The organism is Flavobacterium sp. 9AF (assembly GCF_902506265.1).
Taxonomy (GTDB): Bacteria; Bacteroidota; Bacteroidia; order Flavobacteriales; family Flavobacteriaceae; genus Flavobacterium.
The window spans coordinates 1,493,350-1,511,337 of record NZ_LR733556.1 but is presented as its reverse complement, the minus strand read 5'-3'; the positions used below and the strand labels follow the sequence as shown (position 1 = coordinate 1,511,337).

The window sequence follows — 17,988 nt, the reverse complement described above, 5'->3', positions numbered from 1 at the left end:
TATTATATTTACTTTTCATTTATCACAAAGTACAAATTACTACCACTTTAATGATACAATTATTACTAAGATTTTTTTGTTTTTATTGTTTCCTTCTTTTTTTTATTCCTGTTACAGGTCAAGAAATAGGAAAGAAATCATTTACGCTTAGTCATGACAACTTAGCGGAATTAGAAAAACAAGAAATCAATCCCTTATTTGACTTATTAAATAACAATCAAGCAAAAGAAGCCAAAGAAGGAGCGCAAAAATTGCTTCAAACATTAAAAACCAAAGAATCTTATGTAAGAATACAACTCTTGCTCTCTCATTATTACAATAAAAAAATGATACTCGATTCGGTGAAGTTTTATGCGAACAAAGCATTAAAAGGCTCCGAATCTATTAAAAACGATTCCATTAGAAGAGTATTAGCCTCTGGTGGTTATAACTTATTAGGATTAGCGAATAACAAACAAGGACTTTTTGAAATCAGCAAAAAATGCCACTTAAAAGGAATTGAAATTGTTGAAAATCAAAAAAAAGCATATCCTTATTATTCGAATCTTCATGGATTAGCTAATATCTATAATAAGTTATCAGATTATAAAAATGCTGAGAAATACTTCAATCAATGCTTAAAATATACAGAAGATGAAGAAATTGTTATAGGTAGTTATATTAATTTGGGCTCTATTTATGTTCAAAATAAAGATTATGAAACCTCAAACAACTACTCCAAAAAAGTAAAAAGTATATGCCAAGAAAAAAATAATTGGCAATGTCAGGCCATAAGTGCATTGAATATTGGTGTAAACTATGTTTATATCGATAATATCCCAGAAGCATTAAAGTATTATAAGGAATGTTTAGCGATTTCTAAAAAAGGAAAACTATACAATATCGAAGTTATTGTGAATCAAAATATTGGTGAAATCTTATATTCTCAGAATAAACTTCAAGAAGCGGAACTCCATTACTTAAACGCGTTACATGTCGCTTTAGAATATCATTTTTTAGACCAACAAAAAAGCATTTATCTTAAATTAAAAGAAATAGCCGTAGCACAAGGCAATTATAAAAATGCTTATGCACTTATGACTCGCTATGCAGAAATTAGTGATTCGATTTCCAAAAGACAAAATGATCAAGATATAAACGAATTGGACATTAAGTTTAAAACCTTACAAAAAGAAAACGAAATCAAAGATTTGACGTTAAAAAACAATAATAAAATGCTCTTATTGAAAAACCAAGAAAGAGCCATTGAAAACCTTAATTTACAGAAAGCAATTGAGAAAAAACAGAGTGAAAATGAAGTCTTAAAATTACAAGAAGTAACCCAAAATAAAGCCAACCAGATTACTTTGTTGCAGAAAGACAAACAGTTGAAAGAATCTGAAATTTTAAGAGAAAAACAAGTTCGTAACATCATTATTATAGGTTTTCTAGTACTTCTTATTCCTGTGATTGCACTCTCATTTGTATATTATCAAAAACAAAAAGCGCAAATCTTAATTAACAAAAAGCAAAAAGAGATTAGCGAACAAAAAAACAAAGCGCTTTTAAAAGATCAGGAATTAAAATTAGTGAAAGCTGAAATTGAAGGTCAGGATAAAGAACGCATTCGCATAGCACAAGAATTACACGATGCCGTAGGAGGAAATTTAGCAGCCATTAAGCTCCAATTAAACAATTCAACTTATGGTAAAGAAAATGAAATTAAACGTATAAATGCCCAAATTAATGATACTTATAATCAAATAAGAAGCATTTCTCACAACTTATTGCCCAAACGTTTTCACCAAGATAATTTTTGTGAATTTGTAGAAGAATACCAAAACAAATTAGCAGAAGCCAGTCATCTACAATCTTATTTTTCGGCACACCCAAGAAATGAAATCAATAAAATTGAAGAACCCATTCTTAATGAAGTGTACCATATTATTCAAGAATTAATTACAAATACTATTAAGCATTCTCAAGCTAATAGTATTGAATTACAACTCAATTTGATTGAAAACCTATTTAATATTATTTTTGAAGATAATGGAAAAGGATTTGCTGTGGAAAATAATAAAGAAGGCATTGGTTTAACCAATATTAAAAACCGAATCCAGCAACTCAATGGTAATTTACAAATTGATTCCACACCTAATAGAGGTGCCATTTTTAACATTGAAATACCTATAATATAAGCAAACATGACAAACATTATCATAGCCGACGACCACACTATGTTTCTAGAAGGATTGATTTCTTTATTAAGAAACGTTCCTGAAATTACTGTAACAGGAAAAGCTTCCAATGGAAAAGAACTGCTAAAATTACTCGAAGAGAATACAGCCGATGTACTCTTATTAGACATTAGTATGCCCGAAATGGATGGTGTTGATGCAACAAAAATTCTTAAAAAAAATTATCCCGATTTAAAGATTATCATTCTAACTACACACAGCAACGCACACATTATCGCTAAGTTAAATCGTTTAGGCGTAGATGGTTATCTTTTAAAAAATGCAGAAAAAGATGAACTTTTATATGCTATTAAAAAAGTACAATCAGGAGAACATTATTTTTCTAAAGAAGTCGCTGCTATTCATAAAGAATATGAAACCAACCTGAAAAAAAATCTTTCATCAACCACCGAATTAAGCAATCGAGAAAAAGAAATTCTGGTGCTAATTGCCAAACAATTAACGGCTGCTGAAATTGCTGAAAAAACCTTTATCAGCTTGAATACGGTAAATACGCACAAAAGAAATTTATTATCTAAACTCAATGTAAAGAATACAGCAGGTTTAGTAAAGTTTGCTATTGAACTTGGCTTATTAGATTAGTCTTTGTTTTTCAATCAATTAACATTTCTTCTATTTGTGCTTTCATTTTTTTATGGTCGATTAAATCTAAGATGGGTTGTATTGTATTACATTTCTTAATATCGAAATACGGTAAAAAATGTTCAAAAACATCCCTGTTTTCTTTCATAATCAAATAATGAAAAGCAGTAAAACCCTGTTTGTCAAAATCATACAAATCAATTCCAGAATTTATCCAATAGTGCACTAATTCATAATTGGATTGCATTACATTATAGATAAGTACATTTTGCCCTATATGGTTTTTACAAAACGTATTATCAAATATGTCTTTTTCCAATAAGAAGTTGGTCATTTCTACTGTGTTGCAACAAAAAATCAATTCATCTGTAAAATCTGCTCCGTTTTGTAGTAATAAATTTACTAATTCAATAAAATCATGCCTTATCGCTTCTGATATAGGACTCGATGAGGCATTTTCAACTCCATTAGGATTTGCACCGTTTTTAATTAACAATTCTGCTATTGCTAATCCTGGTGTCTTTTCATAATGGTAATCCTCTTTTTTAACTCTAAATGGTTCATTGCAAAATTCCAAGAATGAACAATTATAGTCTTCAAAACAATTACATTTTGCACCATAATTAATTAACAATTGTACTATTTCAATTTTATCTTGTTCAATTGCATTTTTTAAAGAATAACTAAAGTCATTTGCTCCATTTTTTAGTAAAAGTTGAATAATCTCAACATCACTTTTCGTTACAGCCTGACTTAATGGAGAAAAAATATCAGCTACTAAGTTAACATCAGCTCCGTTTGCTATCAAAAGTTCAACCATATTTAGTTTATATTCATTTTTACCGGAAGACAAACACCTATATAAACTTGTCTCATACGGATACTCTTTTTGCTTATAATTTACATCGGCTCCTTTTTTCACTAATTCAACGGCCTTTTCAACTAAATCAAGAGTGTATTTATAAGTATCTAATAAATTAAAAAGCTCAATTGATAATTCGTCGTTTTTATTCATCTTAAAAAAAATTAAATTTCCATTTTACAACTTCTGTAAAGATACTATCGTTCAAAAAATTTAAAATCACTATAAATAGTGAAAGTCTACATTTTTAGAGCACTTATTTTTGTATCTAAACAAGTATATTATGAACACAACAGAAATAAGAATCGACTTAGCAGAAAATCAGTTTACCTTTTCTGAAATAAATCATCCTGAAAATATCACTGCCATTCGTTTTGATAATTACAATCAAAAAATAGAATTGCCTTTAATCATAAATGAATACCCTAATATTAAAAAATTAAGTTTTCATGGTCTATCTAAAGAAAATCTATTTGAAACTCCAAATAATTTAGAACAACTTATCCATATTCAAGATTTATGTCTATGGGGAAATTGCGATTTTACAAAAATGAAGCCAATGCCTCAGATAGAAGAACTATATGTAAGTGTAAGAAACGTAGAAACAGAAACTAAACAAATAATTACTTGTTTTCCTAATTTGAAAAAGATTAAAATTTGGGGTAACTTCTTAAAAAAACAAACATTACCTAATGAAATAGAGACTCTTATTTCATTAGAATCTATAAATTTAGTTGAGTGTGGATTGCGCAATATACCTAATTCTATATCCAATTTAAAAGGACTTAAAGAATTGAATTTAAGAGGTCTTGACTTACAATCTTTTCCTGAGGTTATTACACAATTAGAAAATTTAGAAGTTTTAGAAATTAGTAACTCCTTAATAAAATTACCCAATAGTTTTGGTAATTTAAAAAAATTAAAAAAACTCAATCTAGACAACTCTTTAAATCATGGAGATAAACAAGAGTCCAAGTATTTAAAACCAATTCCTGAAATTATTGGAACATTTGAGCATTTAGAAGAATTAAGTTTGAATTCCTGTGGTGTTTTTGATATTACTCCTATCACTTCTCTTAAAAAATTAAAAAAACTTAGTTTACGATATTCAACTTTAAAAAATTGTGATGCTTTTTCTAGCTTTTCTTGTTTAGAAGATTTAAACTTATCAACCTCTTATGAATTAAAAGACTTGGAAGGGTTAAAAGATTTACATTTAAAAAAACTAGATCTTTCTTCAAATTATATGAAATCCATTGAAGTAATTGCTACTTTAAATTTTTTAGAAACTTTAGATATCGAAAATTGCCGCTATATTAACGACTTTAACCCTATTTACAATCATCCAACACTTAAAGAATTAGAAGCAGATTATAAAATTTTAAGAAACTGGGAAAAAAGAAATCGATTTAAAACTCTTCCATCTATTGATTTAATTAAAAAGCAATTAGAATTAAAAGACATTTTAAAATTTGAGGAAGCTATTTTACAACTATCAAAACATATAAAGCTCAATTATAATAACAAAGAAAATCCACTTGCGAGTTATTTTAACCTAAAAGTCAAAGGAGAAGAAATTACCGAAATTGAACTACTAGATCAAGCCATTCAAAGGCATATCAATAATCTTTCTGACGCAACATTAATTGCGCTTTTTAAGATGGCTTTTAAATCGGTATACGATAATTATAATGCAACTTTGCTAGTTTTGGAAGAAATTATTTCAAGAAAAAATTGTACCACTCAAAAAAAGATTGTTAAACAATTCTACAAGGCATGTGAATATTATGATGCAGGACATCGCTATTGGGGATACACAGTTCAGGATCAGTTAATAGATAATTTTTTCCCTCAATTTACTTCAGAAGCATTGTACCAACTCCTTAAAAAAGCATCTACTGACCTATTAAATAGTGAAGGTGGTGATCAAATGGAAGAATTATTTATTCCAGCTTTCGAAAATACTACTGATGTGGATTTACAGAAAAAATTACTGAAAGTATTCTTTAAGTATGAAGAAGAAGCACGAACTTACTTTGGGAAAGAATATTTTGATACTATTTTAACCCAAATTCAAGCTGTGGCTTTACCTGAATTGAATACATTCCTTACTGAAACAAAAGAAAAAAACAAACTACAAGAAGCCTTAATTTCTGATTTAGAGAATCTAAATACTGAAAATCTTCCAAAAATAATTGCGATGTTAGGTAATGGAATTTCGAAGAAATTAGAAGACGAATACCTTTATAATGTTGTAAAAGCAATACAAAAAAATACGCTCGATGAAAAGTGGATAACTCAATGTGTTTCTTATTTAAGAAACAAAGAAGAAGCCTCTTATATGGCACAAATTTTAGAATCAAAATTTCATAAAACAAATCCTGAAAAAATAATTTTATATTTTGACAATTGGCTTGCTGAAAACAATTCTGAAAAGACAATCGATCTTATTTCTGAAGTTATACGATTGTTACTACTACATTTAAATAGAAATGAAAATTATACATTTGAAGATTTACAAATTTATAGAAACTATGCGATAACCATTTGTAAAGAGGAAAGGAGTAAGATATATTCTGGAGAAATCAGAAATTTACTTTCTTTCTATTTTAACAGATTATCAAATCATCAAGACAAAAACAATTCTGATTGGGTTTTAGAAAAAATAACAGCAATTTTCGATCGCTCGGAAAACCAATTTTCATACGACAATTTATATTATGACATCTATTACTTAGTTAATAATGGCGAAAATGAAAGGTGTCGTACATTATTTTATACTTTATCTCCAAGAATTAAAAATTATCTCGATGAAGATATTTTGTATTTGAACGTAATTGCGGCAATCAAATTGAATGATGAAACTTATTTTAATCTGCTTCTAAAAGAAATAGGAAAACTAGAAGAAATTACACAAGTTTTGCTAGCATTCAATCTCGCTTGTGGTTATGCTCATTTTGATAGAAAAGAAGAAATGTTACTATACATAAAAGAATCCATTCGTTTAGGAAAAACAAAACAACAATTCTTAGACGATACCGATTTTAAAAAATACTGGAAAGATGAGGATTTTTTAAAAGCTATTGAGGAAGAGTAAATCATTTATAATTCAGTACGAAATTTTTTTATGAAAAACCGACTATCCTATACATTTATCCTTATTATGCTTTTAAGTTATGCACAAAAAACGATGAATTTCACGCTAAAAGAATTGGAAATAAAAAATAAATCAGAATTAGTTGAACTTGTTTTTAACTTGGCAAAAGAAAAAAATCCAACTTTTAAAATAAATAAAGCTGATTATAAAATTAGTGCTTATAAAAACTCGAAAGAAGTAATTGTCAAATTTGAAAGAATTGTAAGGTTTATTTCATCGAAAAAAGAAAGTGCTATCTTTGAGATTACTGTAAATCTAGTTACAAAGCAAAGTGTTTCTTACGTTAGTTCATTGTTAGGTCAACTTTACAAACCTTCAGTATATGATTTAAAAGCAATCGCATTTGTGAAAAAGCATTTTGGTACTTTTAATCCTGATTTTATACATACCATAACTGAAACAGAAAATGAATATCATATAGAACGCACTAATGCATATTCTTTTGGGATTTATACTTTAAATAAAAAAACGGGAGAAGTAATTTCAAAATTGGAAACTTCATATTTGCCAACTCAAAAGCCTTGTTCTGATGATGAAAATTCAGTAATTGAAATATTCTAATATATGAATACTTATAAGCAGTATATAAAAGTTGAAGCTCCTTACTTCAATTTATCGGAATTTCTTGTCTTTCCTATTGCGCCTATTCTAGTGAGTATGATACTAGCCTATTTTAGCTTGTTATTTTTAGGATTTACATTTACTTGTTTGTTTATTGGAGTAGGAGTACTCTTTATTAACGCTATATATCATGGTTTAAAAAGAGCTACACCTAACGGGAATAATTATGGCCGCTCTACAGGTATGCCTGGATTCTTAGTCTTATTGTCTTTATTACCTAGTTATTTAGCTATCCTTTCCATACTAACTATCGCTAATGTAGGTGTCTATTTAATAGTCCAGTATCAAAAGACAGCTGTTTTTAATCATACAGTCTTTTATATTTGGGCTTCTATTATGTTTGGATTACCAATTTTTTATTATGTGTTTAGATATACGAAATACTATTATTTGGTGTATTCTCAAGCATTGAATTATACTGAAATTTCGTTGCACATTAAATTTGATCCAGAATTTTTAATTAAAATAGATGAAATCCATTTTATTAATTGTACTAAAAAAAGAATAGCAAAGTGTACTTTTAAAAAAGGTAGAGAATTTGAGTCTCAAAAAACACTAGCATCTCTAAATATTACTGAAAGAAATAGAATACTTTATTCTCCAGCTTTTAACGAAAGAATGTCTGTTCCTGTAAATACAAGTTTAGTAAGGATTGCCTATTATTCTATTTCTGAAGACCTATATTATCAAGATGAAATTGTTTTTCCTTATAAGCAACTCATTTTTGAGCAAAACAGATATCCGTTAAATAAATCCAAAATACTTAGAGGTAAAACAACAAACCCTTTGTCTATTAATTTTCATGAAAAAGGAGAAATTAAAATTTTTTCGGGTACAAAATTACTATTGCAAAAGAAGTTGAAAACAAACTTTGAAAAAACGGAAAACAATAATGAATATTATGAAATAATGACTTCTTCTGAAAAAAAAGAAGCTTTTTCTACATTACTTCTAGACAATCAAACCCGAGAAAGAATACAGATAAGAGAAAAAATAAAAGAAACACTTTTTAATTGGACATTACACTTAGATTTATCACACAATCATTTAGTATGTATTTATGATTGTAATAATAATGAATCGTTGCGAAATAGATTTGATGCTGCAAAAACAGAGCATTACATCTTTCAAAATAGTTTACCAAAAGAAATGCTCTTCTATTGTGATGCTTTTGATAGAACAAAATGGCTAGAAATAGCGATAGATACTGAAAAATTATACGAGATTATATGCAAAAACAAGAGTTCTACTTTTGAACTCTTGTTGACCGTAAATATTGAAGATGGGACAATTGCTTTAACTCTAAAAATTGAAGACCAATCTATCGAATTTGACTTTTGGCAAAAAGACATATTTAAGGAGACTCTTCTTGAAATTCAAAATAAGATTAAAGAAAAGAAAAAATCATTTGAGAGAAATAGCATTTATAAAGATATTTATGAATTAATGCAAAAAAAGGAATATTCTAAAGCAGAAGAATTATGCAATAAAGCTATTGCAGAAAACCCAACTGAAAGCATGCTTTATTTCTACAAAGTGCGATTACTATTCTACCTTCATGGCAAAAAAGTTTGTTACGATAAAGAAGCCTATTTTATTCAAAAAACATCTCATGATTCTAGCGCTTTGGCTCACATTTACAACTGCTATGGCTGCATGCTTGATGATGATTTAGAATACAAGGCATCATTGCCCTATTTTGAAAAAGCCAATCGATTAGTTCCTGAAATGGCAATTTATGTGGCTAATAAAGCTGAAATTCATTACAAATTAAAAAATAGAAAAAAAGCTATTTCATTTGCTAAAGAAGCACAAGAAAAAGGCGATAATTCAAAGATAGTTCAAGAGATTTTAATGAACAAGGGTAAAATTAATGAAGTAGATTTTTTAGAAACACAACTAGGTCGGCTCGCAGTGATGTATCGTTCAGAATCTGATGAAAATGCGACAAAAAATATTATAGCACACTATCATAAAATCTTTTATAAAATGGTGAAAATAGAAAAAGAAATTTTTGCTTTGGATCCAGATGCCGAATTGCCAGATAACGTAATGCCAAAAGAGTATATTGATTTTTTTATAAACAAAAATCAATATACTAAAGAAGTTGAGTAACTATTTCGTTGGAAAATAGTTATTCAACAAACCATATTCTTTTAATATCTTCAAATGATAATTGATCTTTTGTTTCTACAACTTTATAATTTTCATATTTGGAAAGCTTATAAGTGACTGTCTCTTTTTCAATAAAAGTGCCCATAAATGGTTTTCCTTCTTCATTGATAATTAAAAAAGTATTTTCAATCGTTTCTTCTTTAAAATCAAAAATTTTCAAATAATCATTATCCTTTTTAGGAGTAAAGATAGGAATGGGTTTATAGATTAAGTTGGTATAAAACCCAAGCATCATATTTTTATTGGAATAGGGATATTCTTTCTCGAATTTATCATCGCCTTCAAAATTAAATTTGTTAGTTAGTAAAATAGTATCATCTTCTGATAAAGAATAAATTATCATTTTTTGAACCCAATCTATTTTACTTAAAAGATCTTGCTTACTAAATTGATACTTTGCTACCAATTTATTAGCTATACTAAAACTTACGTTTCCATTATCATTATTTGTATCAGTAAATTGTACTGCAATACTCGCAGGTCTTGTATCTGTTTCTGGATCACCTTCAGGGTCATCTTTACCTTCACTATAAATTTCGTAACCATTGGGTAAAAACTTAATTTTTATAAGTTCGGCATAATGCATGGCTAAGATCCAAAGATCAACATTTGTAATTACTCCGTTTTCATAGTATTCGGTTGCTAGAAGACTTGAACCATCCATTTTAAAACCTTTATGATGTATTCCTTGCCAAAGTTTTTGGTCTTTATAAGTAGATTTAATCATTTTTGGCTTTATTCCTGTCATTTCTACTTCCATTAATGCCATTATTGTAGTCGTATATTTTGTTTGAAAAACTCCTTTTTCATAATAGGTTATTTCTGGAATTTCAAGCTCATTTTCAGAAACGAAATAACCTTCAAATGGCATACCCTCTTTATACTTGCCTACTAATTCTTTTTCATTCCCAATCTGAAAACGAGAATCGGTTGTTTGCATCAAGACACCATTTTCATAAATATGACTGTAAGCCAAACCATCAAACAAATAACTTGTCGATACTAGTGTACCATGTCGTTGACCTTTTTCATTTAGTAATTCTCTATCGTATTGATAATTTTCCATATTTTTATTTTGAGAATATATTGTTGTTAAGAATAGTATTAAAAGTAGCCCGTTGGTTTTCATTTAGTTTCATCTTCTAGAGTTCAATTGGAATCATCATCGGTTTCATAAACAGTATCATCATAACTGATTTTCTTTTTTACTCGTTGTACAAAAACATTATTCGATTCTGCACCTAATGCACGTTGCGTTGGGGTTACATTTCCATTTAATAGAATCATTCTGTCTTCAACTTGTAAAGGTTTGTAGTTGTTTTTTAATCTTTGTATAGCTTCTTCATAGATTTCCCAAAGTAGTGGATCTTTTGTTTCCTTTTGCTTTTCTATAAAATATGGTAAAGCTTCTTTACAAGAGAGATCGGTTAATGCCATTATTGCAAAATTTGGCCATTTTTCATTTTCTTTATTCAAATAATAATCCAATGCTTCTGCTGCATTTTTTTCTAAAATCCATTTTGTATATAGTGTTTGATGTACAAAAGTATTTTCTTTATAAAACTTTCCTGTTACGTTTATTGCTTCATCAATAATTTTCATATCAAATGAAGCTTTATAAAAAGGCAATAAAAGCGCTATAAAACCTGATGCTTGATTCATTTCATAAGTTCTTTCTTCTTTACAACTAAATGAATAGATTTCAAAAACTAAATCAGAAAATTGATTTCTATCCTTATGGTTTAAAGATGAAATGGCAGAAACTAGTTCTAAAAGAGTTGTACCATCAGGCTCTTCTCTAGTCCTACTTAGTCCATATTTATCTTTATCTTTAGCATATTTTTTGGCAACTTCAAATGCATTTATAAAGAAAGCGACAACACGCTCTTTGAATTTTGGGTTATAATAGGCTTGTGCTAATGCCAATAAAGACTGACCATTAACATATTTTTGTTGATCAAATAAAAAAGTTTCTCCTTTTAAAAAGTCTTCTGCGTATTGCAAAACAATTTCAAAGGCTTCCTCGTCATCTAAACGAATCAAAACATCATACCTTCTATCTAAGAAATAATCAGCAATAGCAATACAATCCTTCTTTAACTCGATATTTTTAGATTCATTATATTCATGAATCATTTGCTCAAAATAGCTGTTAGTTATTCCACGCATATAAGATTGGAACTCATAATAATCTTCAGTATAATCAGAAGATTTATAGGATCTAATCTTTTCAAAAATAAGATTGTATTTTCCTTTATTTTGAGAACTATATTTCTTTACTTCATTTTCAATTTCTAAAATATTTTTTTTCATCCTATTAAAGTATTAATAAATATGCCTCGTTTTAATTATTTTAAAATCAGGTGTTCGTTTTAGCTGTGAAAAAGCCATATCTTTATTTTTATCAAAAAGGTCAAGAAGTTTATCTGTAAATTCTCTATAGGATTGATAATTAAAAGTTTTTTCTTTTGTTTCATAAGAGGTTTCATCACTTTCAAAATTCAAATTTCCAAAACCTTGATAAGGCCAATTTCCTGTATTATATTTTATTGCTTCAATACGCTCTTCATTAATATATGGATTTCCTTTTCTTAGATTACGTTCTCTTACTTTATTTTCAATTTTTAGCCAATATTCAATATACTCCTCTAGGTTAGTAATTTTATTACTATCTAATTGATTTTTACCAATGGTACTTTTTTTACAAAATTCATATTCGTCTTTTATAATTTCAATTTCATCATCTAGTAGATGTTCTCTTGATTTTGCCTTTTTATTTGATTCTAACCAATCTTTACTATATTGTTCAACAATTTTTTGAAATCCTTCTTCGCTACTTAAACATAACATACCACTATCTATCGCAAAGGCATAAAAATGCTCTTCTTTATGATGTTTTGTAAATTCATTTATTTGATTTATAGCATTTTTAAATACTTTTTCAATTGTATAATTAGATTGATTCATATTTCTCTAATTTGTATTTCATAGAACGCTTATATCAACCATTAAATAATCATTAATCCATTTCATCCCAGTAATATTCTAACCATTCTAATAAATCTTCTGAAACAGATTTTACCTTTTTTAATAAAAAATCTCTAGGATATTTTTCATCTAGATAAGGAATTAAGTTTTCTCTATTAAAAACATCATGATCTAAATCGATTGTGGTTAAATAAAATAATACGGTTTCTAAATAGGCTTCTCCTTGTTTTGCTAATTCTAAAACGGCAAAACAGAGCGCTGTTTGTTCGTCATTTCTATAAACATACTTGGCTTTAGGATATTGACAAAATTTTTCTATTATTGATTGAACTGTTTTAGGTGCATTTTTTAGTATTATTACCTTTTCAAAGAAATCTTGTTCTTTTAAAATCTTACCTTTTTTATCTTCAATATGGAAAACGAGTTTAGTTCCCATTCCTAATTCTGCTATATTAGCAACCTTACTTTCAATTTGTTTTAAGATGTAAATAAGATTTTCCTCATCAAATAAGTCATCTGCTTGAATTATTATTTTTCCAAGATTAGCAATTTCTTTACTTTTTTCTTTACTATAACTTAGTTCTTCAATTTCTTCTATCGTAACTTTTTTTAATTGGATAGGTATTGATACTTCACTTTTTACATTTGCAATCTCTGGAAGATCAAAAATATGATAATCTGAATGTTCATAAAGGACTACTTTTTTATCTTCTATTTTATGTAAATAAGAATGAAATGTAGTAAACTCGTGCATACCTACAATAGACATATTGGACATTGAAGATGTTACTAATAAAGGGGAAAGCGTTTTGTCTTCATATACTTTTCTCATAATACCACTTCTCCAGCACAACCAAAAACCATCATTTAAAAACAATACAGCATTTAGATTGTCACAAAATTCGGTTAAAGCTTCTTGATATTCTTCATCGTCTTTCGGATTTAAAAATTGATTCGCTAATTCTTTAGAATTATAATCAAAACATCCTAATTGGCTTTCTTCAAAATCTCTTACGTTTAAGAGCTCTATTTCAAAAGAATGTAAATCGAAAAGTATTATTTTATATTCAAATAGAGTACTTTTATTCACTCCTTTTTTAACTGCTACATTTCCATAGAAAGGCATTATGCCTATGTTTTTTTGAGTACCGATAAAAGGTTTAACGATATCGTAAGAAGAATGAGGAACATGAGGTAAATTATAATAGCTTTCTTTTTGAGTTAAGGGATCATAAACCGTAAAACCGTGACTATATATTTTTTTATTATTTTCAAATTTCCAATCTTGTTTATAGAAAAGCAAACAACCATCATTTCTTATTTGCAAATAGGAACTAAAAAAATTTCCTAACTCTTGCAATTGAATTTTATGAGTAGCTAAACATAGGGTAGCTAAAAATGTTTTGTATTCTTTATCGTTTAAAGCAATATAAACTTTTGAATTATCAATCGAAAAAACAGCTTTTGCATCGATATTTCCATTTAAATTATAGTCTAATAATACTGTTTTCGAATTGGCATCAAATAAGCGTATCCAACCTTTCCAATTTATAATTACAAATTGATTTTCATTATAAAATTCACTTAAAATAATAGGTTCGTCATCACCTTTTAAAGGGAAATTCCAATTATTAGCATAAAAGCCCTCTTTTTGTTTTTCAAATACTTTTACTTGATTTATGCCTTCTCTTTCTATTATTAACTTATACTTCATGTTTTTATATAACTAAAAGATACTTTCTATTTTTTCTTTTAATATTTTAATTTGATTTACAGTTGTTTCAAAAGTTTTATTTTGCAATGAAATAGAAAGTAGCTCTTTATTTAGAGTTACTTCTAAAGAATCTGAAATTGTGAGGTCTATGGTGCTTAAATTTTGACTAATAATTAACTTATTGATTTCTTCACTTAAAATCTGTTGAAAGACAGTTGTTATTAAATGAAGTCCTTTATAAATTACAGCACGTTCTTCTTCCATTAAATTATCTATATCAAGATTTATCGTTATCGTTTTACCCAAAAGATCTTCAATCAGTTCCTCTGTACTTTTCTTTGTTCTTTTTAATTCCAAAGCACCAATAATTTCAGCAGGTTTACTTAATTCTTTATATCTAAGATAAGACTCAAAATCTACAATGTTAATTCCTATAATTTGATTAACCTCTAAAAAGAGCACACTTGTTTTTTCGGGAAAATCTATATTATTTTCAATCCAAATATATTGTTTACCAGAATTTTCTTGAAAATCTACAATTTTTCCAATAATGAATGTTCCATTATGTAATAACAGCTCCAGACTGGGTAGACCGGAGCTATCAACTGTTGTCTTTGAAAAATTAGTCAATTGCTTGCATATATCTGAAATAGAAATAGCTGGCAATTCTTTTATTAATGACAATTCCATTACAATTGTGGCTCAATATAATCTACTATCATATTGCCCATGTGGTTACTAAAGGTGTCACCATATAATCGTTCAGTAAGAAACAAAGTTGAATCTTTCAATTCCATTTTGAATTCTTCATCTTTATCTGTGTTAGTGATATGAATAGCTGTTAACTTTTCTTTCAAAGCTTCTTTGCCCATCTCGTCTTGACAAATCTTTTTTATAGCGTCTTTTACATCACTAAAAACATAATTTTCTAATCGACTTAAAGGATAAGAATCAAATGCTGTAAAAGTATTCCAGTCTATGTCTACTTTAACCGAATATCCTGTTATTTCTTGAAGATCAGATTCAAATCTTGGTAATGAATCTGTTTTAATTTGTTCTGCTAAACGTTTTTCTGCTAGTCCCATAATTTTAATTTTTAATTTCAAACAAAACTAGGTTCAATTATCGTTCAGAAAATCATTATAAATAGTGATTTTCAAAAAACAAAAAAGCTAGTTAATTATTAACTAGCTTCTATAAATTATTTTTTATTTTGCCTAAAATTTCACAGTCATTCCTGCTAAAAAATTAATGCCTGCTTGTGGATAATAACCTGCTCCTTCAATAGTTGTAATCGCTGGTGGATTTGAAAGATTATCATCATAGGTATAAAAATAACCATTCGAAATATATTTTACATCGAAGATGTTATTAACTAAACCAGAAAAAACAATCGATTGAATTCCTTTATTAATTTTCCATTCATAATTTACATTCAAATCATTAACAAAATAAGCTTCTAATTCCGATTTTTCAGCATCAATATTACCCATGTATTGTTTTCCAACGTATTTAGACAATAGTGAAATTTGCAACCCTTTCAAAGGTAAATATGTGATGTTTCCTCCAGCGATAATATTTGGAGAATACGCAATATTGGTATCTCCTAAATTTTGTAATTCACCATCTCTTTGAAAAAAGAAATCTTGGTTTTTATTTTGACTTAAAGTCACATTCGGCTGAAAAAACAAGCCTTCAACTAGTTGAATTTGGGCATCGATTTCAATTCCATAACGATAGCTTTTACCACTATTTGTAAATACAGGTGCACCTACATCATTTAAAGCTCCCGTTAAAACCAATTGGTTCTTATACTTCATGTAAAAAAGATTGGTATTCACTTTTATTTTCTTAGAAGCGTATTTCCAACCCAACTCAAAATCATTTAAACGTTCCGATTTTGGTTTTGCGTTTTCATTTTCATAATCATCTCTTCGAGGTTCTTTGTTAGCGATACCAAAGTATCCATAGAACATGTTATTCGCATTGAATTGATAATTTAACCCCACTTTTGGGTTAAAGAAACGAAACGTGTCATTTACATCATTAAATTTAAAACTGTCTGCTTGATAAAACACCATTCGATATTGTAAATCGGCAAAAACATTTACTTTATCTATAATTTCCTGACTTATTTTGCTATAAACATTTACATCATCTTTATTTCCAAAGTTATCATAATATCGATTTGCATTTGGAATATAGTATTGCGTTTTTATAACTTCACCATAGTGTTTCCCTAAATATCTATTAGCCGCTCCTCCAATTTGGAAATCTGTTTTTTGACTGTTATAGTTTAAGAAAAAGGTAGCTCCAAAAAAATCATTATCCAACCATCTGCGTCTTACTAAATCTGAAATAACGTTCCCATTAAAATCTGGTAAATTATATGCAGTAAGATCTTCATCTTCTTTGTATTGCTCAAAGAAACCTTTTCCTGCTGTATAATGTAAAGAAACATTAGAACTCCATTTTGAATTCCATTTTTCGGACCAATGCAATTGAAAATGATTTTGCCAATAGTTATCGGTTTCATTATCATAAAATTGTACATTCCCGTTTTCATCATAATACATTCCTGCAATATTATAGGTAGGATTATTCTTTAACATTTCTTCGTCTTCTAAACCATACCAAGCTTGATAGGTTTTTTCTTTTCCACCAAAAGCAATCAACTTTATAATGGTATTTTCTTTTACATAATTGGCATTAAAGAAATAACCAAACATATTTGTAGAAGCTCTGTCGATATAACCATCAGAAGCAATTTGAGACAAACGTCCGTTAATTTCGAAGTTATTATGCAAACCACTACCAAAAGAAAGCGTATGTTTTCGAGTACCAAAACTACCTGCTGAATTCGCAATTTCGGCATGCGCTTTTTCTTGATGCGATTTGGTTTCCATATTTAAACTTGCTCCAAAAGCACCTGCTCCATTTGTTGATGTTCCAACACCTCTTTGCAACTGAGCACTTTGTATGGAAGAAGCAAAGTCAGGTAGATTTACAAAGAAAGTACCATGACTTTCACTATCATTAAAAGGAACACCATTTAGAGTCACATTTATTCGAGACCCATCTGAGCCTCTCACTCTCATATAAGTATAACCTACACCATTACCCGCATCGGTTGTAGTTACTACTGAAGGTTGGTAATTTAATAAAACCGGAATGTCTTGCCCTAAATTTCGCTTTGCAATTTCTTCTTTAGAAATATTGGTAAAAGTGATGGGGGTTTTTTCTTTTGCTCTTACCGAAGAGAGCACCACTTCATTCAATTGGGTAATTTTTGTTGAATCTTTTTCTGTTTCTTGAGAGAAAGAGAAAAGAGAATAGAAAAATGAGAATAGAATAAAAGTCTTCAATAGACTTATATTAGAAGATAGACTTAGAAAAGACTTTGTACTTTGTGCTTTTTGCTTTGTACTTCTTTTGAATAAAATTTTCATTCGTAAAAAAATTATACGAATAAAAGGGGTCATTATTCTTGGTTAAAATTTAAATTGATACACTCGAGATGGTTTTATTTTACTCAAAATAAGCAAAATAAAAAATTTCTCTTTTCATTCCTAAACAGCATTACCTGTTCTAGGTTCTATGGGTATAATCTCAGCTCGTTATTTAGAGCACCCCTTTGAGACGGTGCAAATGT

Annotated in this window: 13 protein-coding genes and 1 riboswitch; of the genes, 5 read left to right on the top strand and 8 right to left on the bottom strand. The window is 28.4% G+C overall.

Going from position 1 to position 17,988, the window contains the following annotated elements; translation table 11 throughout:
* Positions 1-50 precede the first annotated feature (50 nt).
* Positions 51-2,177, top strand: coding sequence for a tetratricopeptide repeat-containing sensor histidine kinase (locus HALO113_RS07125; RefSeq protein ID WP_159778362.1), 2,127 nt, complete (start codon positions 51-53; stop codon positions 2,175-2,177).
* Between the two features lie 6 nt (positions 2,178-2,183).
* The gene (locus HALO113_RS07120) at positions 2,184-2,819 is read left to right on the top strand and encodes a response regulator transcription factor (RefSeq protein WP_159778361.1); all 636 of its coding nucleotides are present in this window, start codon (positions 2,184-2,186) and stop codon (positions 2,817-2,819) included.
* Between the two features lie 10 nt (positions 2,820-2,829).
* Here the strand turns inward: HALO113_RS07120 and HALO113_RS07115 are convergent, their stop codons facing one another.
* A complete protein-coding gene (locus HALO113_RS07115) occupies positions 2,830-3,834 on the bottom strand; it encodes an ankyrin repeat domain-containing protein (protein ID WP_159778360.1) in 1,005 nt (334 codons plus the stop codon).
* Between the two features lie 130 nt (positions 3,835-3,964).
* Here HALO113_RS07115 and HALO113_RS07110 point away from each other — a divergent pair, with 130 nt between their 5' ends.
* The 3 genes from HALO113_RS07110 to HALO113_RS07100 are packed head-to-tail and all read left to right on the top strand — an operon-like array spanning position 3,965 to position 9,574.
* Positions 3,965-6,778 carry a leucine-rich repeat domain-containing protein gene (locus tag HALO113_RS07110; protein ID WP_159778359.1) on the top strand — a complete coding sequence of 938 codons (2,814 nt, stop codon included), beginning with the start codon at positions 3,965-3,967 and terminating at the stop codon, positions 6,776-6,778.
* A 30-nt stretch (positions 6,779-6,808) separates the two neighbouring features.
* Positions 6,809-7,399 (top strand): hypothetical protein, encoded by a 591-nt coding sequence (locus HALO113_RS07105; protein ID WP_159778358.1) that lies wholly within the window; start codon positions 6,809-6,811, stop codon positions 7,397-7,399.
* Positions 7,400-7,402: 3 nt separating this feature from the next.
* Complete coding sequence (locus tag HALO113_RS07100; protein ID WP_159778357.1) at positions 7,403-9,574, top strand: hypothetical protein; 2,172 nt, start codon at positions 7,403-7,405, stop codon at positions 9,572-9,574.
* A 19-nt stretch (positions 9,575-9,593) separates the two neighbouring features.
* Here HALO113_RS07100 and HALO113_RS07095 read toward each other — a convergent pair whose 3' ends face one another.
* The 7 genes from HALO113_RS07095 to HALO113_RS07065 all read right to left on the bottom strand — a co-directional run bounded on the left by HALO113_RS07095 (position 9,594) and on the right by HALO113_RS07065 (position 17,785).
* Positions 9,594-10,700, bottom strand: coding sequence for a hypothetical protein (locus tag HALO113_RS07095; protein WP_159778356.1), 1,107 nt, complete (start codon positions 10,698-10,700; stop codon positions 9,594-9,596).
* 83 nt (positions 10,701-10,783) lie between these two features.
* Positions 10,784-11,947: a hypothetical protein gene (locus HALO113_RS07090; protein ID WP_159778355.1), complete on the bottom strand. Its 1,164-nt coding sequence runs from the start codon at positions 11,945-11,947 to the stop codon at positions 10,784-10,786.
* Positions 11,948-11,959: 12 nt separating this feature from the next.
* Positions 11,960-12,601 (bottom strand): hypothetical protein, encoded by a 642-nt coding sequence (locus HALO113_RS07085; protein ID WP_159778354.1) that lies wholly within the window; start codon positions 12,599-12,601, stop codon positions 11,960-11,962.
* A 52-nt stretch (positions 12,602-12,653) separates the two neighbouring features.
* Complete coding sequence (locus HALO113_RS07080; RefSeq protein WP_159778353.1) at positions 12,654-14,336, bottom strand: hypothetical protein; 1,683 nt, start codon at positions 14,334-14,336, stop codon at positions 12,654-12,656.
* Between the two features lie 12 nt (positions 14,337-14,348).
* Positions 14,349-15,020, bottom strand: a complete 672-nt coding sequence (locus HALO113_RS07075) for a hypothetical protein (protein WP_159778352.1) — start codon at positions 15,018-15,020, stop codon at positions 14,349-14,351.
* A 5-nt stretch (positions 15,021-15,025) separates the two neighbouring features.
* On the bottom strand, positions 15,026-15,421 hold the full coding sequence (locus HALO113_RS07070) for a hypothetical protein (RefSeq protein ID WP_159778351.1): 396 nt from the start codon (positions 15,419-15,421) through the stop codon (positions 15,026-15,028).
* Positions 15,422-15,553: 132 nt separating this feature from the next.
* A complete protein-coding gene (locus tag HALO113_RS07065) occupies positions 15,554-17,785 on the bottom strand; it encodes a TonB-dependent receptor (protein WP_159778350.1) in 2,232 nt (743 codons plus the stop codon).
* Between the two features lie 100 nt (positions 17,786-17,885).
* A riboswitch (TPP riboswitch) is annotated at positions 17,886-17,980 on the bottom strand.
* Positions 17,981-17,988 lie beyond the last annotated feature (8 nt).